A 23341-nucleotide genomic window follows, 5' to 3' on the forward strand; every position below is an offset into this window, starting at 1 on the left:
TCGAAACCGCCTACACTCGGTGAGGCTCTCGAGGGGAGGGTCGCGTTAATGCTGATGGGGCACACATATGCAGAGTGACGACCGTTGGTCGGATCCGACAGGCTTCGATCGACTCGACGTGAGGCGCGCGAGCACCGTCGACACGATGGAGCACGCTGACGACCACGACAATCCGCTCGACGTGCTGTCGATGGACCCGGGGTCGGAGCGAGACTCGTCGAAGCCCGCCGCTCCCTTCCGCCGTCGCCGCCGTCAGTGGGGCGCCGAACGCCCGCGCCCGCCGCTTCCCGCCATGGAGAAGCCCGCCAGCACGGCAGCGACCTGGATGGGCGGCTTCGCCATCGTCGCGACCGTCGTCGCGTTCGTCGCCTACTTCGCGCTGACCATCGTCTCGCAGGTGATCGACAACGGCATCACGGACAGCACGTACCTGGGACAGTCCCTCGCGTACGTCATCGTCATGGGCTTCCTCATCTTCTCGACCTTCTCCTACCTGTTGGCTCGCCAGGGCGCTCTCTACCGCTCTCGTGGGCACGTCCGGACGCCACGCGCGGAGATCGACGCGTTCATGTCGAGCACCCGGCCCTCGCTCACCGCCCTCGTGCCGTCCTACGCCGAGGACCCTGGGGTGGTCCGTGCCACGCTGCTCTCCGCCGCGTTGCAGGAGTACCCGCGATTGCGCGTCGTCCTGCTCCTCGATGACCCGCCGAACCCGTCGGACCCGGCCGCGGCGGCGAGCCTGGACGAGTGCAGGGCGCTGCCAGGCGAGCTGCAGACGCTCCTGGATGGTCCGTACGAGCGCTTCACGCATGCGCTCACTGCCCACGAGGAGGCGGCTCGTGAGAACGGAGCGGGAACGCCGGACGGCATCCGCACACTGGCGATCGACTATCGGTGGGCGGCGACATGGCTCCGTGAGCAGCAGGTCGGCTATGCGCGCGCCTCCAACGCCGACGACTTCCTCGCGGACGAGGTGCTGGGCGGACTTGCCGGCGACTTCGAGCGCACCTCACAGGCGCTCTTCGACGCGCTCGACCAGGGTGCCGCGATTCCGGCCGAGCGGCTCAGCCAGCTGTGCCGCCGGCTGGTCTGGACGTTCGACGTCAAGCTCTCCTCGTTCGAACGCAAGGCGTACGCGAACCTGCCGCATGATGCGAACAAGGCGATGAACCTCAACGCGTACATGGCTCTGATGGGCCGCCGGGTCAAGCGCGTCGAGACACGCCTCGGAACGATGCTTCGCTACACCGAAGGAGAGGAGGGCGTCCTCATCCCCGACAGCGACTATCTGCTGACTCTCGACGCCGACAGCGTGCTGCTGCGCGAGTACTGCCTGCGCCTGGTGCACCATCTCGAGATGCCCGGCAACGAACGCGTGGGCGTGATCCAGACGCCCTACTCCGCGTTCCGCGGCGCGCCCACGCGACTCGAGCGCATCGCCGCCGCGACCACCGACATCCAGCACATCCTGCACCAGGGACTCACGTACTTCGACGCCACCTTCTGGGTCGGGGCGAACGCCGTCATCCGGAAGGCAGCCCTGAACGACATCGTCGAGATCTCGTTCGTCGGGGGTCAGGAAGTCCGGCGCTACGTCCAGGACCGCACGGTCATCGAGGACACCGAGTCGAGCATCGACCTCGTGGCGCACGGGTGGAGCCTGTACAACTACCCCGAGCGGCTCAGCTACAGCGCGACGCCGCCCGACTTCGGATCGCTCGCCGTTCAGCGCGCGCGGTGGGCCAACGGGGGCCTTCTCATCGCGCCCAAGTTCCGACGTCTCATCAAGAGCCGCCGCAAGGAGGGCGACCGCATCCGCCGCGCGTCGATCATCCTGCGCACCAACTACATGGCGTCGATCTCATGGGCCAGCATCGGCCTCGTGGTCCTGCTGACCTTCCCCTTCGATGACCGACTGCTCAGCCCGATCATCGTCGCGGCGGCGCTGCCCTACTTCCTTGCGATGTCGTACGACTTCCGCAGGCTCGGGTACAAGCGCTCCGACATCTTCAGGGTGTATGCGTTCAACTTGATCCTGCTCCCCGTCAACCTCGCAGGGACGTTCAAGTCATTGCAGCAGGCGGCGGCCAAGTCCAAGATCGCGTTCGCGAGGACGCCCAAGGTCGCCAATCGCACCGCCGCCCCTGCGCTCTACATCCTGGCCGCGTACGCCATCGCGATCTTCTCGTTCTACACGGTGGCGAACGACATCCGGACGGAGAACTGGAGCCACGCCGCCTTCGCCGCGTTCAACGGCGTGCTCACCACGTACGCCATCGGGGCCTTCATCGGCTTCCGCAACTCGATCGCGGATCTGGTGCTGGGCGCGGTGCACTGGGTGCAGGTTCCACGGCGACCGAAGCTGGCCGACGCCACACCTCAGGCGACCGAGAACGAGTGGGAGTCGATCCTGTACTTCGGACCTGACCACGACCCCACCTCGGACGCTCCCCCGCCGGTCGCCATGACCACGACTGCTCCGCCTCGCCACGGCGACACCCGCTCCCGTCAGCGCACCTCGTGAATCAGGAACCCACCATGACCAGCCTTCCCTCCGCCCCGACTCCACGCCGGACGCGCGTGTCCTTGCTGAGGCTTGGAGTCCTGCTGCTCACCGTCGGCCTCACCGGGTGGTTCGGATTCCAGGCCATCTCCGCCGTCGCCTTGGGCCCCGCCAAGCCCGGGCCATCGACCTTCAGTGGCTACGTCGACGTGACGGCCACCCCCAGCTACGCGTTCGAGACCCCCGACGGCCCTGCGCAGTCGGACGTCACCTTGGCGTTCGTGGTCTCCGACACCCAGGATCCGTGCGTCCCGAGCTGGGGCGCGTACTACTCGCTCGATTCCGCCGCCGCAGATCTCGAGCTCGACCGCCGTGTGCGGCAGCTCCGCGAGGTGGGTGGCGACGTGCGCGTCTCGTTCGGCGGCCAGGCCAACAGCGAGTTGGCCGTGGGCTGCACCGACCCCGACGGTCTTCTCGACGCCTATCGCTCCGTCGTCGAGCGCTACAGCCTCACCACGATCGACCTCGACATCGAAGGCGGTGCGCTTGACGACACCGCGAGCATCGCGCGGCGTGCGGTGGCCATCGCCACGCTCCAGGATGAGCGCCTGGCGGACGACGGGCTCGCCGTCTGGCTCACTCTGCCGGTGGGGCCCACCGGGCTCACCGCAGCCGGGGAGCAGGTCGTCTCCCAGATGCTCGCCGCCGGCGTCGATCTTGCCGGCGTGAATGGCATGACGATGAACCTCGGGGTGCCGACGACCGCGAGCCAGCCGCAGTCCGACGTCATCATCGACTCGGCGACGGCGCTCCACGACCAGGTCTCCGCTCTCCACGAGCAGGTCGGGATCTCCTTGACCGAGACGCAGGCGTGGGGCAAGGTCGGCATCACCCCGATGATCGGCCAGAACGACATCCCCAACGAGCGGTTCACCCTGGCAGATGCCGCGATCGTCAATCAGTTCGCGCGCGACACCGGCGTCGGCCTCGTGTCGATGTGGTCTCTGAATCGCGATGGCACGTGCACTGCCCCGTTGCCGTCCGTGCTCACGGTCGTGCAGACCTCGTGCAGCGGTGTCGACCAGGGCGGCCAGCTCTTCGCGGAGGCCTTGGCAGTCGACCTGCCGAGCAGCAGCGCCGGCGTCACGTCCGGCGAATCCCCCGCGCCGGTCGCCTCGCCGCCCGCGGCACCGGCCACGCCGCAGGTGGTGGACGACCCGGAGACGAGCCCCTACCCCATCTGGGATCCGCTGGGCACCTACCCGGCCGGCACCAAGATCGTCTGGCGCCAGCAGGTGTACGAGGCGAAGTTCTGGACCAGCGGCTTCGCGCCGGACTCGGCGGTCGCCAACGCCGCCGACTCGCCCTGGTCGCTGCTCGGGCCGGTGCTTCCGGGAGACACCCCGGCGCCTCTCCCGACGCTGCCCGAGGGCAGCTACCCGCAGTGGGACGAGGAGGAGGTCTACACGGCCGGTTCTCGCGTGCAGCTGGGGCTCGTGCCGTACGAGGCCAAGTGGTGGACCCAGGGCATCGAGCCAGGCGTGTCGGTCGAGGGCGGGACGCCGTGGGTGCTGGTGATGCCGGCACGATAGCCGGCGGACCCATCGATCCCTGACGCGCAGCCCCCGGGCGGCCAGTCCGGCGAACCGGGGGTGCGCGGCCCGTGCAGCGCATCATGCACGGCACCATGCATGGCTCGAGTCACGTTGCACGGATCGACCGATGCGGCACAGCCGTTCGTCCTCCTACCGTCGATGCCATGGATGTCTGGCTCCTGGCAGGTTCGGTGTCGACCGCGCTCTTCGCGGCCGCCAACGTTCCCATGCTCGCCAAGGCCGTGCGCACCCGCGACCTGTCGTCCTACAGCCTCCCGTCACTCATGGTGTCGAACGTGGCGAACGTCATCCACACGGTCTACGTCGTGTCGCTTCCGTGGGGACCCATCTGGGTGCTCCATGGCTTCTACCTGATCACGATGGCGGCGATGGCGACCCTCTACCTCGCGGGCGCGAAGCACCCCTCTGCTCTGCCCGGCGAGCCCCATCTCCACGGCGTTAGCATGAGCCATGCCCGCGACGCCGGCTCCGACCGCACCCGCCCATGAGGCATATGCGCGTCGAGAGTGGCTGGCGGCGGCGCAGCACTTCGAGTCGTCGGCGACCACCGGGACGCTCACAGCCGATGACGTCACCGCATGGAGCCGCGCCGCGTGGTGGCTCGGGCGCCCTGACGAGGCCCTGACCCTCGCTGAGCGCGCATACGGACAGCTGCGCGACGCAGGACGCGAGGAGGACGCCATCGCCACCGCGCTGCGCATCGCGCTCGTGAGGGCGACGCGCGGGGACGTGACCGTCGGCGCGGCGTGGTGGCGGCGCGCCCAGGGGCTGCTCCGCGATCGACCCGACGGTCCGCTGCACGCGTACTCCACGTATCTCGACACCTCGCTCGGGCTGACGACCGACGGCAGCACATGGTCGCCGTCCAGCGTCGCGCGTCTCGCCGAACTGAGCCGCAGCGTGCGGAGCCCCGAGGTCGAGATCCTCAGCCAGGTGGTCTCGGGAATGGCCGCTATCGCCACGGGCGACATGGCGCGCGGCTTCGAGCTGCTCGACGAAGCGATGCTGGGAGTGGTCACCGACGAACTCGAGCCGGAGTGGGGCGGGGACGTCCTGTGCACCACCATCCACGCGTGCCACGAGCTCGCCGACCTGCGCAGGATGAGCGACTGGACGCGGTCGACGGAGGCATGGGCCGCGCGGTTCGGGTCCGACGCGGTCTACGCGGGCGTCTGTCGCGTGCATCGACTTGAGCTCCGCTCGATCGAAGGTCAGTGGCCAGCCGTCGAAGACGACCTGGTGCGCGAGTGCGCTGCACTGGAGGACGGCAACGCGTGGATCGCCGGCGAGGGCTGGTATCAGCTGGGCGAGCTCAAGAGGCACCAGGGTGACATCGCTGCGGCGCGTGAGGCCTATGGGCGTGCCCGCTCGTGCGGCATCGATCCGGTCCCTGGCGAAGCTCTCCTGGTGCTGGAGGAAGGTGCTCCGGGGCGTGCGCTGTCGATGGTCAAGTACGCACTCGAGGGGCGCAGCCCTCTCGCACGCGTGAGGCTCCTGCGACCAGGAACCGAGATCGCCCTCGCCGCCGCCGACCTTGCGATCGCGCACGTCTGGGCAGAGGAGCTGCGAGGCGCCGCGCGACGGTGGACGAGCCCCGGCTTCGCGGCGTGGGCCGATGCGGCGGACGGCATGATCGCGCTCCGTGACGGTCGCGGCGACGTCGCCGCAGCCTTCTTCTCAGCTGCTGTCGACTATCACCACAGGCATCGGCAGCGGTGCGAGCACGCACGCGCGCTGGCCTGGCTCGCCGCCTCGTACGACGCCTCAGGAAACGCGGATGCGGCCGACCATGCGCGTGACATGGCCGCGGAGCAGTTCAGGACCTTGGGGGCGCTCGCCCGAGTGACGGTCGACGTCGGCGGCACGCCGGACACCGGCCCGCTCACCGCGCGGGAAGCCGAGGTCCTGGCCGCGGTCGCACAGGGCGCATCGAATCGCGAGGTCGCTGAGCGTCTCTTCATCAGCGACAAGACCGTGGGCCGTCACCTCGCCAACATCTACGTCAAGCTCGACGTCGGCACGAGGACTGCGGCCGCGGCGTGGTGGCGCGACGGCGCGGGGGCTCGTGCGCGCGAGTGACCTGCAGTGAACCATGCAGACCGCCTGAGGAAATGCACGGTTCGGACGATGTGCCGGGCCGCCACGTCGACATAGCGTGCGATCACGTTCACATTCACGTCGACAGGAGTCCCCCATGCCATCCACCCAGACCACCACCAGTACCCTCCACGCCGCCGATCCGGACGAGGCGATCGATGCCACTGCCGCCCCGACGGCCGAGGAGTTCGCCGACCGCGTCCTGACAGCGACGCTCGGCTGGGTCGAGATGATGTCGATCCACCTGGGCGATCAACTGGGCTGGTACGAGGTGCTCTCCCTGCACGACTCCATCACGGCGAGCGAGCTCGCGTTCCGCACGTCCTCCTCCACGCGCTATGCCCACGAGTGGCTCGAGCAGCAGGCGGCCTACGGCATCCTCGCGGTGGTCGAGACGGCCGATGCTCCAGCGAAGCGGCGCTATGCCCTTCCGTCAGGCGCGGCCGAGGTGCTCACCGACCGCAGAAGTCAGGCGTACATGGCGCCGATGGCACGGATTCTTGCCGCGGCGGCCGCGCAGATGCCTGCGCTGGTGGATGCGTACCGCGCCGGCACGGGAGTCAGCTGGGCCCAGTTCGGTGATCACGCGTGGCAGTCCCAGGCCGATCTCAACCGTCCTTGGCTCGGCGAGGTCCCCACCGTCTTCGCGCGTCACCAGCGGCTGCACAAGACGCTCTCAAGGCCAGGCGCGCGGATCGCTGACGTCGGGACCGGAGCGGGCTGGTCCGCGATCGCACTGGCGAAGGCGTACCCAGGACTGATGGTGGAGGGGTTCGATGTCGACGCTCCGTCGATCGAGGCCGCTCGCGCGCAGGCCGACCGTTCTGGCGTCGCCGACCGGGTGACCTTCCACCTCGCGGATGCGGCGAGTCTGGCTGACCATGGGTCGTTCGACGGCGTGGTCGCGTTCGAGTGCATCCACGACATGCCCGACCCCGAGAGCGTGCTGGAGGCCATGCGCCGAGCGGTCACCGCGGACGGCTTCGTGGTGGTCATGGACGAGGCAGTCGCGGAGGAGTTCGAGGCCGACGCCGGGCCCGTCGAGCGCTTGATGTACGGGTTCAGCCTATTCATCTGCCTCCCGGATGGTCTGTCGCACGAGACCAGCGCTGCGACAGGAACGGTGATGCGGCCGTCGACCCTGCGCCGCTACGCCACCGCAGCGGGATTCTCGGACGTCTCGGTGCTCGAGGATGACTTCGGGTTCTGGCGGTTCTACGACCTTCACCAGTAGTCACCGCCAGGTGTGCCCGTCGTCCCTGCCGAGAGAGTCACCGGCCGCACGCTCACACGGAGAGCGCCCCTCCCGCTGGAGGGGCGCTCTCCTGCGCGGCGCGCCAGAGCCGCTGGCTCGCCTCGGAGGTCCCCGCCGCGTGCGTCTGCTGCCAGTTCAGCCCGCCGCGCGCGAAGGTGGCAAGCACCCCCGAGGGAACCTCTGCATCGGCCGTCGGTGACGTCAGCCACCGACACGGCCGCACATGGACCAGGTCGGCGCGGATCGCGGCCGCGCTCTCGTCATAGGCCCATGCGCCCTCGAGCCGACCCAACCAGTACCAGCCGTCGACGTCTCGCGTCCACACATATGCGCCGGAGGGTGCGTCGTCAAAGCGGCCGATGCGTCGCGCCAGGCGGTCATCGTGCTGCTCTCGCGCTTTTGCGATCGCGTCGTCGCGGGACACGGGCGGTGGGTCCAGCACGCCGCCGAGGCCGCACACGCGTGCGTTCAGCGCCCGCTCGACTCCGGCGCCGTCCGGGACGTCGGCTCGGCGCGAACGCATCGGGGCCCGATACACGGGCGGCACGGTGAGGGGTGGGCACATGTGAGGTGCAACCACCCGTCCTCGTGGAGTCTTCCCGAGGAAACCCATGGTTCGAGGCGGGCAATGCCACGGTGACGCACGCGAAATATCGGGACAACGTGGGGCGTTTCACCCCCATCGTCGATGAGCGCGGTCCGCGCGAGTCCCTCAGAATCGGAGACCACCATGGCACTCACCGCTGTCGCCCCCAGTGCAGTCCGCCTCCCCTTCGCCGATCGTGGTCCTGTCAGCGACGCCGTGATGCGTCACCTCAGCGGGTTGACGGACTTCGCGGATCACACGGAGCTGGCGAGACATGCGGTCGCCCGCACGCCAGACGCGTGTCGCGACGAGGACACCGCGCTTGCGCTGTTCGCGCTCTACGCCTCGTCGTACGGGTCGATCGGCCAGGTCGCCGCTGACCTGGAATGGGATGCCCGGCTGATCGCGACGCGACAGGTGCTGGAGGAGAGCCTCGAGAATGCGCTCCGGGCGACGGTGCCCGTGCCCGAGGCGCCCGCAGCTGACAAGGATGCAGTGTCCCGAGCGCTCTTCACACTGACCAAGCCGTCACCCGGACCGAGCCTGTCGCGTCACCTCGCCAAGAGGGCGACAGTGGAGCAGGCGAAGGAGTTCTTCGTGCAGCGCTCGGTGTACACCTTGCGCGAGGCGGACCCTCACTCGTGGGCCATCCCCCGCCTCCACGGGCGCGCCAAGGCGGCGCTGGTGGAGATCCAGGCCGACGAGTACGGAGGCGGCAGGGCGGACCACATGCACTCGGCGATGTTCGCAGCGGCGATGCGCGGGATGGGCCTGGACGACTCGTACGGCGCCTACGTCGACGCCGTCCCCGCTCTCACGCTGACCTCTCACAACATGATGTCGATGTTCGGGATCAACCGGCGCCTGGTCGGGGCGATCGTGGGGCATCTCGCCGCGTTCGAGATGACGTCGTCGATTCCGAGCCGCATGTACGCGGACGGGCTGCGCCGGCTCGGATTCGGCACGGACGTCACGGACTACTTCGATGTCCATGTCGAGGCGGACGCGGTGCACGAGCAGATCGCCGGCCGTGATCTCGCCGGCGCACTCGCCGAGGATCGCCCAGAGGTGCTGAGCGACATCATGTTCGGCGCCGCCGCGTGCATGGCCGTCGACGGCTGGGTGGACGAGCACATCATGGAGGCATGGTCACGAGGCGACTCATCGTTGCGGACGGGGGTGCGCCTGTGAAGGACGAGCGCCCCACGATCACGGCGTATCCCGACGGCCCCCTGCTGCTCCGAGGCGACGTCGAGCTGGTGACCGCCGACGGCGAGCCGATCGAACGCCACCGCCCCACGGTCGCACTGTGCCGCTGCGGGCTGTCGGCGATCAAGCCGTTCTGCGACGGCACCCACAAGCTGTCGAACTTCCGCACTGAAGAGTGACGAACCCCGGTCGACCCCTCCCTCCTCGAGCGCCGTGGTGTCGTGAGGGGGTGGTCTCCCTCCATGCGAGTCTCTCTTCTTGACCGGTCGCGCACGCGCATGGGCGAGAGCGATGCCGATGCGGTGACGACGACGGTGGAGCGTGCAGTCCGGGCCGACGCTCTCGGCCTCCATCGCTTCTGGACTGCCGAACACCACGCGGTGCCCGGCATCGCCAGCGCGGCACCCACCGTGCTCGTGTCCACGATCGCTGCCCGTACCCAGCGAATCCGCGTCGGCACGGGCGGCGTCATGGTGCCCAACCATCGTCCGCTGGTGATCGCCGAGCAGGCGCTGCTCCTCGAGGCCCTCCACCCCGGCCGGATCGACCTCGGGCTCGGAGGTTCCCTCGGCTTCACGCCCCCGATCCGGCGCGCTCTGGGGCGAGCAGGGATCGCCGAAGCCGAGTACGGCGCTGAGCTCGAGCAGGTGCGCGCCTACCTTGAGGGGAGCGCGGGGATCACGGCGAGGCCCCGCGTCGATCCGCCGCCCATGTACCTGCTCGCCGTGAAGGGCGGACTCGCCTGGGCTGCGCAGATGGGACTGCCGGCGGTCGTGGGTGGCCCGATGGTGCACGACACGGGCGCGATCGAGGCCTACTTCCGGACCTTCCGCCCGAGTGCTCAGCTGTCCACGCCGTACCTGATGGTGAATGTCGATGTCTCGATGGCCGATGACCCGGGCCACGCGCGCGACCTCCTGCTGCCAGAAGCCTGGGCCTATGCCGACACACGTGACGTCGGGGAGTTCCGCCCGCTGCGCCCCGTCGAGGAGGTGAGGCGCCTCCTCGACATGGAACGCCGCGACAAGAAGCTGGCCGCCGTGCGCTCGTGGATGTCCGCGGCCGTCGCTGGCGCACCAGACCAGGTGGCTGCCGCACTGGCGGACCTGCTCGCACGCACTGGCGCCTCCGAGATCCTCGCGAACGTCAGCACTTACGACCGGGAGGACACCACGCGGACCGACGAGTTTCTCGCGTCACTGCACACCTAGCAGCCGCCCCCCGCCACACAGCGCCGCGCGAGTCGCCCCTCGGCGCCTTCGCACGGACGGCCGCGCCCTCAGCCCGTCGTCGCCCCTCCGTCCGGCAGCACTGTCCGCAGCCGTGGCAGGAGCTCGTCGCCGTCGTCGCCTCGGATCACGGGGACGCCTTCGACGGACTCCTCGTCCTCTCCCACGCGCTTCAGTCCGGCTCGCCGGAGCACGATCGCCGCGACTCGGCCGGGATGCTCCCTTGCGGCTGCCAGGTAGATCTCCGGATCGTGCTCTCCGTCATCACCCACGAGCACCCAGGTGACGTGAGGAAGGTCCTCCATGAGCCGCTCGATCGATGACGCCTTGTGATGCTTCCCGTCGCGGAACCACCTGGTGGGCGTCACGCCCCAGTCGGTCATGAGCAGTGCACCAGCGGGGAACTCCTGGAGCTCGAGGAAGTGCGTCACTGCGCCCACGAAGTTCCACGGCCCGTTGCTCAGGTAGATCAGACCGGGATCGGGGTCGGCGCCCAGGGCTGTCCGCAACAGTTCAGGCATGCCAGGAACAGACTGCCGTGTCCCGCTCGTGCCGCGAAGGGTGCGCCACGCGGCACGGAACGGGTGGGCCAGGCCCGTCACCCATGCAGTGTCATCGATGTCACAGACGACGCCGCGCACCGGATCGGAGCTGATGGCGTGAACGCTCGCGGGCACCGTGTCCCGGCCGGGAAGCACGAGCTGCGCACGGGTGGTCCCCGGCCCGAGCGGGCTCTCCATGGCGATCAGCTGATCCACGATTCCGGACTCGTCGCTCGTCGCCACGACCGTGGTGTCCCCCAGGGTGATCTCGACCTCGGTATGGGGGCATTCCAGCGAGAGCAGGTGCCTCCATCCCCGCATTCCCTGACGAGCGTTCAGGTCGAAGGACGGAGGCGCAAGCACCACGCGCGCGAGCACTCGCGCCGTACCGCGGCTCGAGTAGCCCGAGTACGGGAGCACCGCGGGCGTCCACCCATTGCGCCGCGCGCGGCGCGAGAACCAGTCCCGGACGCCGGTCTCGGTCCGATACGCCACGGAGATGGCTCTCGCGTTGAGGCGGGCCGTGAAGGTGCGGTCGGAGGACATTGGTCCACGCTATGCGCGAGTGACAACCATTGCCGAATCCGGGCCACGAATCGCGGGGCAGTCTGGTGACGGCGCCGGTCGGTAGAATTCCGCACGTGCCTCCACCCCCTTCTCGCGCCTCCGTGCCGTCACGTCTCGACCCCAGCGACCTCGCGACGACGCTACGGGTGCTGGGGATGCTCGACGAGCTCGATGAAGCAGATCCGGACTTCACCACGGTGCGCAACGCCGCGGCCGGGATGATCAAGGCGGTGAAGCAGGCTCGTCGGCGAGAGCGCCGCGCGGCGATCTACTCCGCCGATTCAGCCGTGGTCGCCGCGACGGCGACGGGTGCCCCCGACCGGATCGATGACGAGACCCGGGGCCTCACGCTCTCCGCGCGCGCCGAGGCACCTGTGGCGGGGACCTTCGCCAAGCCCCGTCCGTGCTACATCTGCAAGCAGAAGTACTCGACAGTGGACGCGTTCTATCACCAGCTGTGCCCCGCGTGTGCGGAGACGAGCCACGCCAAGCGGCACGCCCGCACCGACCTGCGGGGGCGGCGGGCGCTGCTGACCGGCGGTCGCGCCAAGATCGGCATGCACATCGCGCTGCGGCTGCTCCGCGATGGCGCCGACCTCACCATCACCACTCGGTTCCCTCGGGATGCGGTCCGCCGCTTCGCCGCCATGGAGGACGCCGAAGAGTGGCTGCACCGCCTCACGGTGGTGGGCATCGATCTGCGTGACCCTTCGCAGGTGGTGGCGCTCGCCGAGTCGACCGCGGCGGCTGGACCTCTCGACATCCTCATCAACAATGCTGCGCAGACGGTGCGACGCTCCCCCGGTGCCTACGCGCCGCTCGTGGATGCTGAGTCCGCGCCGCTGGCCGATGGGCTCTGGCCAGAGGGGCACGGGCCCCGGCTGCTCACCTTCGGCCGGACCAAGGACGAGCACCCTCCTGGCATCGAGTCCGCCGTCGCGGTGCACCCGCTGCTCGCCTCCATCGAGCTCGCCGATGGCCCCACGGCGTCTGCGCAACGCCTCACCGATGCGGCGCTGGCGCCAGGTTCGTCGTCGCTGGCAAGGCTCGCGGACGGCAGCGCGATCGACGCGGGCGGGCTGGTTCCCGACCTTCACGACACCAACTCCTGGATTCATGGCGTGGGCGACGTCGACCCCCGCGAGCTCATTGAGGTGCAGCTGTGCAACTCCACGGCTCCGTTCATCCTCATCAATCAGCTGCGGCCGCAGCTGGCCGCAGCGGCCCAGCGAGACGCGGACGGCCGCAGCTACGTGGTCAACGTCTCAGCCATGGAGGGGGTGTTCGGGCGCGGCTACAAGGGTCCAGGACACCCCCACACCAACATGGCGAAGGCCGCGCTCAACATGCTGACGCGCACCAGCGCCCGGGAGATGTTCGAGTCGGACCAGATCCTCATGACGAGCGTCGACACCGGCTGGATCACGGATGAACGTCCGCACCCCACCAAAGTGCGGCTCGCCGAGGAGGGCTTCCACGCGCCCTTGGATCTCGTCGACGGCGCCGCGCGCGTCTATGACCCAGTGGTGCGAGGTGAGACGGGCGAAGACCTGTTCGGGGTGTTCCTGAAGGACTACGAGCCCTCGCGCTGGTGACCCGCGCAGCCTTGCGCGTCACTCCGTTGTCGAACGGAGATCCCAGGCGTGCAGGAGATGACGCATCGGCGTGAGGGGCCGGGCCCCTGCCCGGGCAATGGTCTACTCAGTCGGCTCGCCGTCGTCGTCGGCTCCGGGCTCTGCCCGGAGGGCGTCAGCGATCTCCTCCTCCGGACGCGGCGCGACGCTCTGGTCCGTCTCGAGCTCGGGAACCTCGTGGTCGTCCGCGTGGGGAACGTGCTCGTGGGAGGAATGCCCATGATCGTGAGTCATCGTGGATCCTTTGTTCGGCGATAGCCACAGCGTAAGCGCTGGCGACGCGCCATCGCGCGCCTGTCGGGAATGGGTCGAGAGCAACCACGGTTTCCCCCACCACACACGCCTGTCTCACGGCACGCGAGTCAGGAGAAAAGACGATGACCCACGAGCCTGACCCGTCGCTCGACCATCCGCCCCTGAGCACTCCTTTCGGTTCAGAACCGGAGGTCCGGGCCATCCCTGACGCCGATGGTCAGACACCGCTCGTCCTCGTGCTGGGTGCGTCCGGATACATCGGCGGACGGCTTGTGCCTCGACTCCTCCAAGGGGGGTACCGGGTACGCACCCTCTCGCGCTCCGCCGCCCGGATCGAAGCGATGCCGTGGGGGGATGACGTCGAAGTGGTCGAGGGCGACGCAGCCGACGCTGAGGCCATGGATCGCGCCATGGCCGACGTCGAGATCGTGTATGTCCTGGTCCATTCGATGTCGAGTGGCAAGGACTACGGACGCCTGGACCGCGCCATCGCTATCAACGTGGCGCTCCACGGCGCCGCGCACAAGGTCGCTCGGTTCATCTATCTGAGCGGGCTGCACCCGGACCACGTCGAGCTCTCGCCGCACCTCGCCTCCCGAAAAGAGGTGGGCGACATTCTTCTCGCATCCGCCGTTCCGACCGTGGTGCTCGAGGCGGGGGTGGTGATCGGCGCAGGCTCCGCATCATTCGAGATGATCCGTCACCTCACCGAGGTGCTCCCGTACATGCCTGCGCCGCGATGGGTGCGAAACTCCATCCAACCCATCGCTGTCAGGGATGTGCTCTACTACTTGCTCGCCGCTGCTCGCGTCGAGGAAAGCACCAATGGAACCTTCGACATCGGCGGTCCGGACGTCATGCTGTACTCGGAGATGATGAACGGCTACGCGGCCGAGGCGGGGCTGCCGCAGCGGCACATCACAGCGCTGCCCGTGCTCACCCCGGGCCTCGCATCGCATTGGGTCGGACTCGTCACTCCTGTGCCGCGCCAGATCGCGCGGCCGCTGGTGGAGTCGCTGCTGCACTCGTGCGTGGTCGAAGACGACGCCATCGATGACCTGATCCCGCCGCCACCGGAGGGGCTCACCGGCTACCGCGAGGCAGTGCGCTGGGCGCTCGGCCGCATGGAGCTCGATCAGGTCGAGACCAGCTGGGTGGATGCGCGCGTGACGGGCGCCCCCAGCGACCCGATGCCCAGCGACCCCGACTGGACCGGGCGCACAGTGTTCGAGGACTCGCGACGCAAGGAATCCGGCGCGTATCCGGCGGCGGTCTGGAAGGTCATCTCGCAGGTGGGCGGTGCTACCGGTTGGTACTCCGCCTCCGTGCTGTGGGCCACACGCGGGCTCATCGACCGGTTGTCTGGCGGGGTGGGTCAGCGCCGCGGGCGCCGCGGCTTCGGGAGCGTCAAGGTGGGCGACGCGATCGACGTCTGGCGCGTGGAGCGCGTCGACCCGGGCCGGTTGCTGCGGCTGCGGGCGGAGATGCGCGTCCCGGGCGCTGCGTGGCTCGAGCTCGGAGTGAACCCCACGGACGAGGGCTCCGAGTACTGGCAGCGCGCCGTCTTCTTCCCCCGCGGGCTCACGGGACGCCTGTACTGGCTGTCGATGCTGCCGTTCCACGGGCTGATCTTCAGTGGAATGGTCAACCGAATCGTCGCGATCGCAGAGGACGAGGCTGAGGATGAGGCGGCCGCAGCGGCCGTGTAGATCGTCAGGGAGCAGGCTGACTGGATGTGAACCTGGGTTTCACCGTCTCAGGGCTGAAGCGGTTTTCGCGGCGGTGCCGGGCGGGGCGGCACCGGCTTCGCCGCAACGATGTCCGCCACCGCGATGCGCTCGACGCCACGCACTCCCTTGACGACCACCGTGTGGTCGTCGACGCTGAGCAGCTCTCCCAGCGCATCTGTCGCTTGTCCCGTCGAGATCAGGTAGCGAACGACCACGCGAGCGCCCGGTGCAGGCAGGACGATCTGGCCCTTCGCGCTTCTTGGCTCGGTCACGAGCCCATTCTCACAGCATCGGCCGGCGACAACGAACGAGCAAGGACCCCCGGAACACGCGTCTAGGCTTTCATCGTGATCGGAACTCAGCGCGGGACCCTCGCCGCCGGCGTCAGCCCCCACGGATCCAGCATCGCCGTGCGGGCGTGGCCCCTCGACGATGATCGGACGCGGTGAGCGTGGTGCTCGATGGGCTGCGACGTTGGCCTGACGTCGAAGCGCCCGGCCTCGTTGCGGTGGATGCCGCGGACCGCTTGATTCTGGACGAGTCCGCTGCGCTGCGCGCAGATGCCGATGCAGGCTCGATCGTGGTCATCGGCGACGCCTACGGTGCACTGACCCTCGGCGCGGCTTACGCGGGCGCATTCGGCATCAGGGTGCATGTCGATGCGCTGAACGGCGAGCGTGCCCTCGCCGCCAACGCCGAGCGCGCCGGTCTTGAGGAGACCTACCGCCCGTTCGCGCTGGACCCGGACCTCGTGCGCGGCGCGCGAGTCGTCCTCCTGCGACTACCCCGGTCCCTCGACGCGCTCCGCGACATCGCCGGACTCGTGGCCGCGCATGCCGATCCAGGCGTGGTCGTCGTCGCAGGCGGCCGGCTCAAGCACATGTCGCTGTCGATGAACGACGTGCTGAGGGAGTTCTTTGGACGGCTGGACGTGACCCGCGCGCGGCAGAAGTCCCGTGTGCTCGTGGCGCGTGAACCACACGATGGTCGCGATCCAGAGCCGGCGGCAGCGCACATTGACGGTCTCGAGGTGCGGGCCTTCGGAGGCGCGTTCGCAGGGGCGCGCCTGGACATCGGCACTCGGCTGCTGCTGGAGAGCCTGCCCTCGGAGCTGACAGGCGGGACCGCCGATGATCCGTTCATTGACCTCGCGTGTGGAACGGGAATCGTGGGGGCATGGCTCGCGACGCGGCACCCTGATGCTCACGTGTACGCATGCGACCAGTCGGCCATTGCGGTCACGTCCGCACACGCGACGATGCTCGCGAACGGCATCGGCAATCGAGTGGACGTGGTCCGCGACGACGGGCTCTCCGCCAGGCACTCCGCCAGCGCGTCTCTGATCGCGCTGAACCCGCCGTTTCACTCAGGCGCGGCCGTCACCGATGTGCTCGCGCCCCGACTGTTCGTTGATGCGGCCCGGGTCTTGCGCCCCGGAGGACAGCTGTGGTGCGTGTGGAACTCGGCACTGAAGTATCGACCGCTGCTGGAGCGCGCGGTGGGGCCCACCCAGCAAGTCGCACGCAACGCCAAGTTCACCGTCACGGTCTCGACACGTCGACGAGGATGAATGGACGATGCCCCGACAGCCCTGTTTCGGCAAGAAAAGAGCCGCCCGCCCGGGTTCCCCCAGGTAGACGGCTCCTCTTCGTCGGGCTGACAGGATTTGAACCTGCGACCCCCTGACCCCCAGTCAGGTGCGCTACCAAGCTGCGCCACAGCCCGTGACAGCCTGATAATCGTACCGGATGCCCGACGGTGGTCGGCACCAGGCCGGACCCGGCGCGCCAAGCCAAGGGATAGCGCAATCCCGCCACCGCATCGGCCTTCCTCTGGGGATAAGAGCCAGCGGTTGCGCGCAACGCAGTTCCGGGGGCTCAATAGTGCGTAGCTGAGGTCGAACCCACCCCGGAAGGGCAGTGCCGCCATGTCCCCACTCACTCATGCGCCCGCGGACGAATGGGCGGAGCACGTCTTCGCCTCAGCTCTCGGCGCCATCGACACCCTCGCGATCCACCTCGGCGACCGCCTGGGCTGGTACCGCGCCCTCGCGGAGGCAGGGCCTCTCACCGCGGACCAGCTCGCCGAGCGCACGGACACGTCCGCGCGGTACGCCCGCGAGTGGCTCGAGCAGCAGGCCACGTCCGGCTTCGTGGACGCCACCGATGACGAGCCGATGCGCTTCTCTCTTCCCGCAGGCGCGGCGGAGGCGCTCACGGATGAGCGCTCGCTCGCCTTCATCGCTCCGCTCGCGCGCATGCTCGCCGCATCGGCCGCCCAGATGCCCGCGCTGCTCGAGGCCTACCGCACCGGGGGCGGTGTGAGCTGGGACCAGATGGGAGACGACGCCCGCTGGTCTCAGGCGGACATGAACAGGCCGTGGTTCGAGAGCATGCTCGCGGGAGCCCTGGAAGGCGCCGCGGACCTTCACGACATCCTGGACCGGCCCGGCGCGCGCATCGTCGACGTGGGATGTGGCGCCGGATGGTCAGCCATCGCTCTCGCGCACGCCTACCCCCAGGCCACTGTCGTCGGGGTGGATATCGACGCACCGTCGATCGCGCGGGCGCGGACCAACGCGGAGCAGGCGGGCGTCGCGCCCCGGGTCACCTTCCACGTAGGAGACGCCAGCACGCTCGCCGGGTCCTTCGACGCGGCGTTCGTGTTCGAGGCCGTGCACGACATGTCGCAGCCCGTCGCGGTGCTGCGCGCGATCCGCCGGTCGGTGGTGCCGCACGGCGCGGTGGTCGTCATGGACGAGGGAGTGGGCGACGCACCCGTGGCGGTCGGCGACGACGTCGAGCGGCTCATGTACGGGTTCAGCCTCTTCGTGTGCCTGCCGGACGGGCTGTCGTCGCAGCCGTCGGTCGGCACGGGCACCGTGATGCGACCGTCCACGCTTCGCAGCTACGCGCAGGAGGCCGGCTTCAGCGACATGTCCGTGCTGCCCATCGAGGACTTCTCGTTCTTCCGGTTCTACCGGCTGCACCACTGACGCCGGCCGCCCCGTCAGCCGAAGTAGCGGCCCGGGCGGTGGTTGATCGCGAGCACGAGGTTGAGCAGCACCGCGCCAAGAACCGAGCACAGCAGGATGAACGGCTCGACGAGCGCGAGCGACGCGGCCACGACCACGATATCCAACGCGCCCTGCACATACCCCGCGCGGATGCCATGCCGATCCTGCATGTACGCGGCGAGGATGCCGAATCCGCCCGCCGAGGCGCCATGGCGGAAGATCATGATCATGCCGACGCCGATCGCCAGGCCCGCGAAGATCGCGGCATACAGGGGCGCCACCTCGCTCACGTCCATGTACAGCCCGTGCACCTCTGCGAGCACCGCGACGAGCGTGACCGTGATGAGGGTCTTGATCGTGAAGGTCCAACCCATGCGCCGCACGGCCAGCCAATAGAAGGGCAGGTTCACCAGGAAGAACAACAGGCCGAACGAGACTCCGGTCCAGTAGCCGCCCAGGATCGCCACGCCCGCGAGCCCGCCGGAGACTCCCCCGATCTGCTCGAGCAGAAACAGGCCGAAGGACATCAGGAACGCCCCGCTGGGGAGCGCCAGGGCATCCTCCCAGAGGGCGTGACGTTCGGCGATGGGTGGGTCGACCACTGACATGAGTGTCCTTAGCGTTCGTTGCGGGCGCGGGCCGTGGCCGCCGCACCCGTGATCAGTTCGCGGTCTCCCTCGTCGGGCAGGCCGCCGACGGCGCGCTGCTCAGCGCGCCCCGACGCCGCCATGAACGTCGCGGCATCCCCAGGCTCCGCGATGGTGATCAGGTCGCCCAGCACGCGCTGGACGCGCAGTCCCACCTCGACGATCCCCGCGCCGTCGCGGGCGAGCGGCCGCAGCGCGTCTTCGATGAGGTCCTCCAGGCTGACGGTGGGCACCCGAAGGTTCGGATGCGAGATCTCGGGATCAGCCGACGTCGTGAGCAGGTCGGTCAGCACGCGCTGAATCGCATTCAGCGCCTCGATCGCGGTGCCCGGGTCGTTCGTCGACGGCGACAAGGCCCGACTCCCGATCTCTGACAGCGCGACGAGGCCCAGGCGCGGATCCTGCTCGAACGTCCGATGCTTCTCGACGCGGAACGCCTCCCGCAACGCATCGGCCGTGTCGTCGTCGGCGAAGCCCTCGACGTAGGCCAGGGGGGTCCCGAGGCCCACCGTGACCCCCGGCAGAGCGGCCACATGCACCGTCAGGCGTGCTTGCTCGGCTGCCTCGGCCAGCGCCGTGACGGCGATGCCGGTGACGCAGCCAGGCGACCCCGCCCGGATGGCGCGCGCGCTCGCCGGCACGTCCGTGGCGGGCGCACCCCCCAGCGTGGGCGCCTCGGCATACGCACACACCGTGTCGTGTGCGGCCTGCTCCACGCGATCCAGCACATCGGCCATGCGGCCGAAGGTCGTGAGGTGGTGGATCCATCGCACCAGCGTCGCCACGACGATCGCGATCACGACGAGCGTGCCGAGGAACAGCAGCGTGCGCCCCCTCTCGCCGTAGTAGCTCGTCGACAGCGCGACGATGCCCACGATCGCGTACACGAACGAACCCAGGAAGCTCGAGAGCGCATTCTGTGACGTGTTGTCCGCGAGCAGCAGCTGCGTCGCTCGGGGGGTGGTCTGTGCGGCCGCCCCGGAGTAGGCGGAGATCATGACCGTGAGCGAGAAGGTCGTGACGGCGAGCATCGACGACGCGAGAATCTGCAGGATGGTCGCGACCGAGTCCTGACCGAAGTCGAGCGCCCACGCGTCCGGCAGCGCCGGGCCGGCGAACCGCCCCAGGAGCGAGACCGCCAGCGCGAGCACGGTGAACAGCGCGAGCCTGAACCAGATGCGCTGAGCCAGACGCGCCACGAACGTGCGCCATTCGATGCCTGCCATTCCGACTCCCCTCGTCACGTCGATAGTGCCGTGTGCGAACGACCCGCGCCCGCATCGGCGCGCACTACACGCTGATGAGCCCCGCGGCGATGAGTCCGAAGGCGGCTCCCCAGAGAATGATCGAGAGCACTTGCCACCTGGTCACTGCAGTGCGGGACGCACCGAAGCCCACCATGGCGCCCGCGGTGATCTGGCTGGGAAGCATCGTCTGGCTGAGCAGCGACACTCCTGGCACTCCGTACTTGTCGAACATGGCCTTGAGCCTGACGCGGCGCGTGCTCGGATCCTCGTCGCCCACCCTGCGGCGTCGCACCACGTGCGCCCCGTAGACGAACGCCACCATCGACACGACGTTGCCGACCACGGCGGCACCGATCGCCACCGCAGGGTGGAGGCCGATGGCCACGCCGATCACCGAGCCGAAGTAGGACTCGACGAACGGGATTGCGGACACGAGCGCGATGGCGAACCACTGCGCCCACTCGGGAAACGAGGCCGCGAACTCCTGGAGGTTGTCGATCACGGCGTGGACTCCTGGCTTCTCCTGGGGACGAGGGCCTGGTCAGGCTAGCCGATGCGCCCGCCAGCAGAGTCCCTGCGGTTCAGTCGTCGAGCAGCGCGGCCCCGAGCCACCCTTCGGGAATGCCCATGCCCTCGACCAGCGGCAGGGCGTGCGGTCGCAGTTCACGGCACAGCTCGTTGATCTGCGCGCCGATCGCCTTGGACCGGCCCGAGCTGATGCGGTTGTGCTCCATGAACCATGCGCGAGTGTCGTGGATCGACTGCAGCGCGTACAGACTGCACACCCGTTCGAGCACGTCCCGGCTCTCGCCTGGCTCGACCGTCTCGAGGGCGTCGACGAAGGCCGAGAGGATCCACTCCTCCATGTAGGCGCGGGCGACGAACTGCACGTGGTCGCCCAGGGCGTTGAATGACTCGAACTCATCGCCCTTGCTCTTCGCTGCCGCGCGCATGCGCATCGCGAGCGACTCCAGCGAGTGGCGGGTGCGCTGCTCGAACATCAGCGCGTGCCAGCGACGGTCGACCAGCGTCGTCTCCTCCGGCCTGCGTCGCACCGCGTCCGCGAGGCGGCCCAGCATGATGCCGGCTGACGTGGCCTCGAGCACCGACTCCCCCGCTACCCGCGCGGTCGCCTGCACCACGCCGGTGCGGTCCAGCTCGCCCCACTCCTTGCGGTAGTCGGTGAGCAGCGACTTGGTGACGAGCTGCATCAGCACCGTGTTGTCGCCCTCGAAGGTCGCGAAGATGTCGACGTCGCGGCGCATCTCGACCAGCTGGTTCTCACTCATGTAGCCAGCCCCGCCGCACGCCTCACGCGCCTCCTGAATGCTCTCGTTCGCGAACCACGTCTGGACGGCCTTCAGGCCTGCGGCGTGCGTCTCCAGGCTGCGCTGGTCCTCCTCGGTGGACTCGTCTCCTCCTTGGACGTGCACCAGCGCCTCGATGAGCAGGTTCTGGGCGAAGCCCAGCGCGTACGAGCGGGCGATTCGCGGCAGCAGCCGCTTCTGGTGCACCAGGTAGTCCAGCAGCAGCACGCCGTCGGGACGGCCGGCCGCCGGGAACTGGCGACGGCGCAGGGCGTGACGCGTCGCGATCGAGAGGCCGCGCCGGGCAGCGATGCCACCCCCGCCTCCCACGCAGACGCGGCCGCGCACGAGCGTGCCCAGCATGGTGAAGAAGCGGCGGTTCTGGTTGTCGATGGGCGACACGTAGGTGCCGGACTCGTCGACGCCGCCGTAGCGGTTGAGGAGCATGCGCCGCGGGACGCGCACGTGGTCGAACCTGATGGTGCCGTTGTCGACTCCCAGCAGGCCACCCTTGTGCCCGTGATCCCCGGTGTTGATGCCGGGCAGGTCGTTCCCGTCGTCGTCCCGCAGCGGAACGAGCACCACGTGCACGCCGTGGGATCTGCCACCCACCACCAGTTGGCCGAAGACGGCCGCCATGGTGCCGTCCTTGGCGGCGTTGCCGATGTATGCCTTGGTCGCGCCAGGGGTGGGCGAGTGCACCTCGAACTCCTCCGAGTCCGGCAGGTAGGTGATCGTGGTCTCGAGGCTCGCCACGTCGCTGCCGTGCCCCAGCTCCGTCATCGCGAAGCCGCCCAGCAGCTTCATGGACGTGATGTCAGGGAGGAACGTCTCGTGGTGCCACTCGGTGCCGAGATTGGTGACCGCGCCGCCGAAGAGGCCGAACTGCACCCCCGACTTGATGGTCACCGACAGGTCACCATGGGACAGCATCTCGAACGTCAGCACCGCCCCGCGGGGGTCGGAGCCGGCGTTCGCGGTCGTGGGGACGCCCGCGCTTCCGAAGCCCTGGCCATTGAGCGACAGGAGTCGGTTCAGCGTCCACTCTCGCGACGCCTCGACGTCGAGCTCGGGATCGCGCAGCAGGTCCTCGGCGGGGAAGGTCGCGCGCATCCTGGCGCGGTCCTCCGCGAAGTCCCCGTCCAGCGCCGTGCGCAGCTGCGCACCCAGGGTCGTGAGGCGCTCAGTCCCTGGTCCGTCCGTCGTCGTGGGCGCCGATGCGGTGGTGGAGCGCTCGGGGTGGGTCAACGTCATTGTCGGTCCTCCATAGGGGTGGCGGTCGGCGCAGACGCGCCGACCCGTGCAGGGGCGAAGAAGTCAGAGATGTGCTGGACGATGTGCTCGCGTGGCGGTCGCGGGTCGGTCGCCATCCAGTGGTCGGCGACCGCCCTGATGAAGCCCACGAGCCCGTGGCCCCACGTTGCCGCGCCGGACACGTCGAGGCCTCGGGCCGCGAGGTTCTGCGCGATGGAGTCCGAGATCTGCTCGCCGATCAGGCCGGGAAGCCCGCGCACCGGATCCACCACCGCGCCGGCCGCCGGGGCCGGCGGCGTCATCACGAACCGATAGATCTCGGGGTCCCGCTCGACCAGCTCCAGGTACGCGTCCGCCAGGTCTGCCGTCAGGCGGCCGAGGTCGGTGGGGTCGGAGAGCCGGAACGCGGTCGACAGCCCCGCGTGGATGTAGTCGTGGACCTGCTCCACCACGGCGTCGTACAGGCCCGCACGGTCACCGAAGTGCCGGTAGATCACGGTCTTGGAGGTGCCGGCGCGATGGGCGATCGCGTCCATCCCCACCGTTGCGCCGTGGATGCGAATGGCGCGCAGCGCGTGGGAGACGAGCTCCTTGCGCCGCGTTGCGCGATGTTCGTCCCAGCGGGAGTCCCTGCCGTCGATGGCCAT

21 protein-coding genes and 1 tRNA gene are annotated in these 23341 nt (G+C 69.1%); 12 read left to right on the top strand and 10 right to left on the bottom strand.

Annotation, left to right across the window (positions count from 1 at the left end; translation table 11 throughout):
* The first annotated feature begins 145 nt into the window (after positions 1–145).
* The 5 genes from QQX02_RS12700 to QQX02_RS12720 all read left to right on the top strand — a co-directional run bounded on the left by QQX02_RS12700 (position 146) and on the right by QQX02_RS12720 (position 7450).
* Positions 146–2524 carry a glycosyltransferase family 2 protein gene (locus QQX02_RS12700; RefSeq protein ID WP_301143525.1) on the top strand — a complete coding sequence of 793 codons (2379 nt, stop codon included), beginning with the start codon at positions 146–148 and terminating at the stop codon, positions 2522–2524.
* A gap of 14 nt (positions 2525–2538) precedes the next feature.
* Entirely contained in the window at positions 2539–4095 is a 1557-nt protein-coding gene (locus QQX02_RS12705; RefSeq protein WP_301143526.1) for a glycosyl hydrolase family 18, read from the top strand.
* Positions 4096–4262: 167 nt separating this feature from the next.
* Entirely contained in the window at positions 4263–4607 is a 345-nt protein-coding gene (locus QQX02_RS12710; protein ID WP_301143527.1) for a hypothetical protein, read from the top strand.
* Positions 4570–6198, top strand: a complete 1629-nt coding sequence (locus QQX02_RS12715; RefSeq protein WP_301143528.1) for a helix-turn-helix domain-containing protein — start codon at positions 4570–4572, stop codon at positions 6196–6198. The genes QQX02_RS12710 and QQX02_RS12715 overlap by 38 nt, the downstream gene beginning before the upstream one ends.
* A 115-nt stretch (positions 6199–6313) precedes the next feature.
* The gene (locus QQX02_RS12720) at positions 6314–7450 is read left to right on the top strand and encodes a class I SAM-dependent methyltransferase (protein ID WP_301143529.1); all 1137 of its coding nucleotides are present in this window, start codon (positions 6314–6316) and stop codon (positions 7448–7450) included.
* Positions 7451–7502: 52 nt separating this feature from the next.
* Here QQX02_RS12720 and QQX02_RS12725 read toward each other — a convergent pair whose 3' ends face one another.
* Positions 7503–7994 carry a GAF domain-containing protein gene (locus QQX02_RS12725; protein ID WP_301143530.1) on the bottom strand — a complete coding sequence of 164 codons (492 nt, stop codon included), beginning with the start codon at positions 7992–7994 and terminating at the stop codon, positions 7503–7505.
* A 207-nt stretch (positions 7995–8201) separates the two neighbouring features.
* Here QQX02_RS12725 and QQX02_RS12730 point away from each other — a divergent pair, with 207 nt between their 5' ends.
* The 3 genes from QQX02_RS12730 to QQX02_RS12740 all read left to right on the top strand — a co-directional run bounded on the left by QQX02_RS12730 (position 8202) and on the right by QQX02_RS12740 (position 10477).
* On the top strand, positions 8202–9248 hold the full coding sequence (locus tag QQX02_RS12730; protein WP_301143531.1) for an iron-containing redox enzyme family protein: 1047 nt from the start codon (positions 8202–8204) through the stop codon (positions 9246–9248).
* Positions 9203–9445 (top strand): CDGSH iron-sulfur domain-containing protein, encoded by a 243-nt coding sequence (locus QQX02_RS12735; RefSeq protein WP_301143532.1) that lies wholly within the window; start codon positions 9203–9205, stop codon positions 9443–9445. The genes QQX02_RS12730 and QQX02_RS12735 overlap by 46 nt, the downstream gene beginning before the upstream one ends.
* Positions 9446–9508: 63 nt before the next feature.
* Complete coding sequence (locus tag QQX02_RS12740; protein WP_301143533.1) at positions 9509–10477, top strand: MsnO8 family LLM class oxidoreductase; 969 nt, start codon at positions 9509–9511, stop codon at positions 10475–10477.
* Between the two features lie 68 nt (positions 10478–10545).
* Here the strand turns inward: QQX02_RS12740 and QQX02_RS12745 are convergent, their stop codons facing one another.
* Positions 10546–11583, bottom strand: a complete 1038-nt coding sequence (locus QQX02_RS12745) for an App1 family protein phosphatidate phosphatase (protein WP_301143534.1) — start codon at positions 11581–11583, stop codon at positions 10546–10548.
* An 86-nt stretch (positions 11584–11669) separates the two neighbouring features.
* Here QQX02_RS12745 and QQX02_RS12750 point away from each other — a divergent pair, with 86 nt between their 5' ends.
* A complete protein-coding gene (locus QQX02_RS12750) occupies positions 11670–13199 on the top strand; it encodes an SDR family NAD(P)-dependent oxidoreductase (protein WP_436968532.1) in 1530 nt (509 codons plus the stop codon).
* A 102-nt stretch (positions 13200–13301) separates the two neighbouring features.
* On the opposite strand, the gene QQX02_RS12755 is transcribed toward QQX02_RS12750, so the two are convergent.
* Positions 13302–13472, bottom strand: coding sequence for a hypothetical protein (locus tag QQX02_RS12755; protein ID WP_301143536.1), 171 nt, complete (start codon positions 13470–13472; stop codon positions 13302–13304).
* A gap of 143 nt (positions 13473–13615) precedes the next feature.
* On the opposite strand from QQX02_RS12755, the gene QQX02_RS12760 reads away from it, so the two are divergent.
* Complete coding sequence (locus QQX02_RS12760; RefSeq protein WP_301143537.1) at positions 13616–15202, top strand: SDR family oxidoreductase; 1587 nt, start codon at positions 13616–13618, stop codon at positions 15200–15202.
* 47 nt (positions 15203–15249) lie between these two features.
* Here QQX02_RS12760 and QQX02_RS12765 read toward each other — a convergent pair whose 3' ends face one another.
* Positions 15250–15495, bottom strand: coding sequence for a putative acetyltransferase (locus tag QQX02_RS12765; RefSeq protein ID WP_301143538.1), 246 nt, complete (start codon positions 15493–15495; stop codon positions 15250–15252).
* A gap of 173 nt (positions 15496–15668) precedes the next feature.
* On the opposite strand from QQX02_RS12765, the gene QQX02_RS12770 reads away from it, so the two are divergent.
* A complete protein-coding gene (locus QQX02_RS12770) occupies positions 15669–16793 on the top strand; it encodes a class I SAM-dependent methyltransferase (protein WP_301143540.1) in 1125 nt (374 codons plus the stop codon).
* Between the two features lie 81 nt (positions 16794–16874).
* Here the strand turns inward: QQX02_RS12770 and QQX02_RS12775 are convergent.
* Positions 16875–16948 (bottom strand) — tRNA-Pro (locus QQX02_RS12775).
* A 202-nt stretch (positions 16949–17150) separates the two neighbouring features.
* Here QQX02_RS12775 and QQX02_RS12780 point away from each other — a divergent pair.
* Positions 17151–18218 carry a methyltransferase domain-containing protein gene (locus tag QQX02_RS12780; RefSeq protein WP_301143541.1) on the top strand — a complete coding sequence of 356 codons (1068 nt, stop codon included), beginning with the start codon at positions 17151–17153 and terminating at the stop codon, positions 18216–18218.
* Positions 18219–18232: 14 nt separating this feature from the next.
* On the opposite strand, the gene QQX02_RS12785 is transcribed toward QQX02_RS12780, so the two are convergent.
* The 5 genes from QQX02_RS12785 to QQX02_RS12805 form a co-directional block, all read right to left on the bottom strand.
* Positions 18233–18847 carry a YitT family protein gene (locus QQX02_RS12785; protein ID WP_301143542.1) on the bottom strand — a complete coding sequence of 205 codons (615 nt, stop codon included), beginning with the start codon at positions 18845–18847 and terminating at the stop codon, positions 18233–18235.
* Between the two features lie 8 nt (positions 18848–18855).
* Complete coding sequence (locus QQX02_RS12790) at positions 18856–20112, bottom strand: DUF2254 domain-containing protein (RefSeq protein ID WP_301143544.1); 1257 nt, start codon at positions 20110–20112, stop codon at positions 18856–18858.
* Between the two features lie 64 nt (positions 20113–20176).
* The gene (locus tag QQX02_RS12795) at positions 20177–20635 is read right to left on the bottom strand and encodes a hypothetical protein (RefSeq protein ID WP_301143546.1); all 459 of its coding nucleotides are present in this window, start codon (positions 20633–20635) and stop codon (positions 20177–20179) included.
* Positions 20636–20714: 79 nt separating this feature from the next.
* Entirely contained in the window at positions 20715–22694 is a 1980-nt protein-coding gene (locus QQX02_RS12800; protein ID WP_301143548.1) for an acyl-CoA dehydrogenase family protein, read from the bottom strand.
* Entirely contained in the window at positions 22691–23341 is a 651-nt protein-coding gene (locus QQX02_RS12805) for a TetR/AcrR family transcriptional regulator (RefSeq protein ID WP_301143549.1), read from the bottom strand. Before QQX02_RS12805 ends, QQX02_RS12800 begins: the two co-directional genes overlap by 4 nt.

Origin of the sequence: Demequina muriae, from assembly GCF_030418295.1 — a bacterium.
Taxonomy (GTDB): Bacteria; Actinomycetota; Actinomycetes; order Actinomycetales; family Demequinaceae; genus Demequina; species Demequina muriae.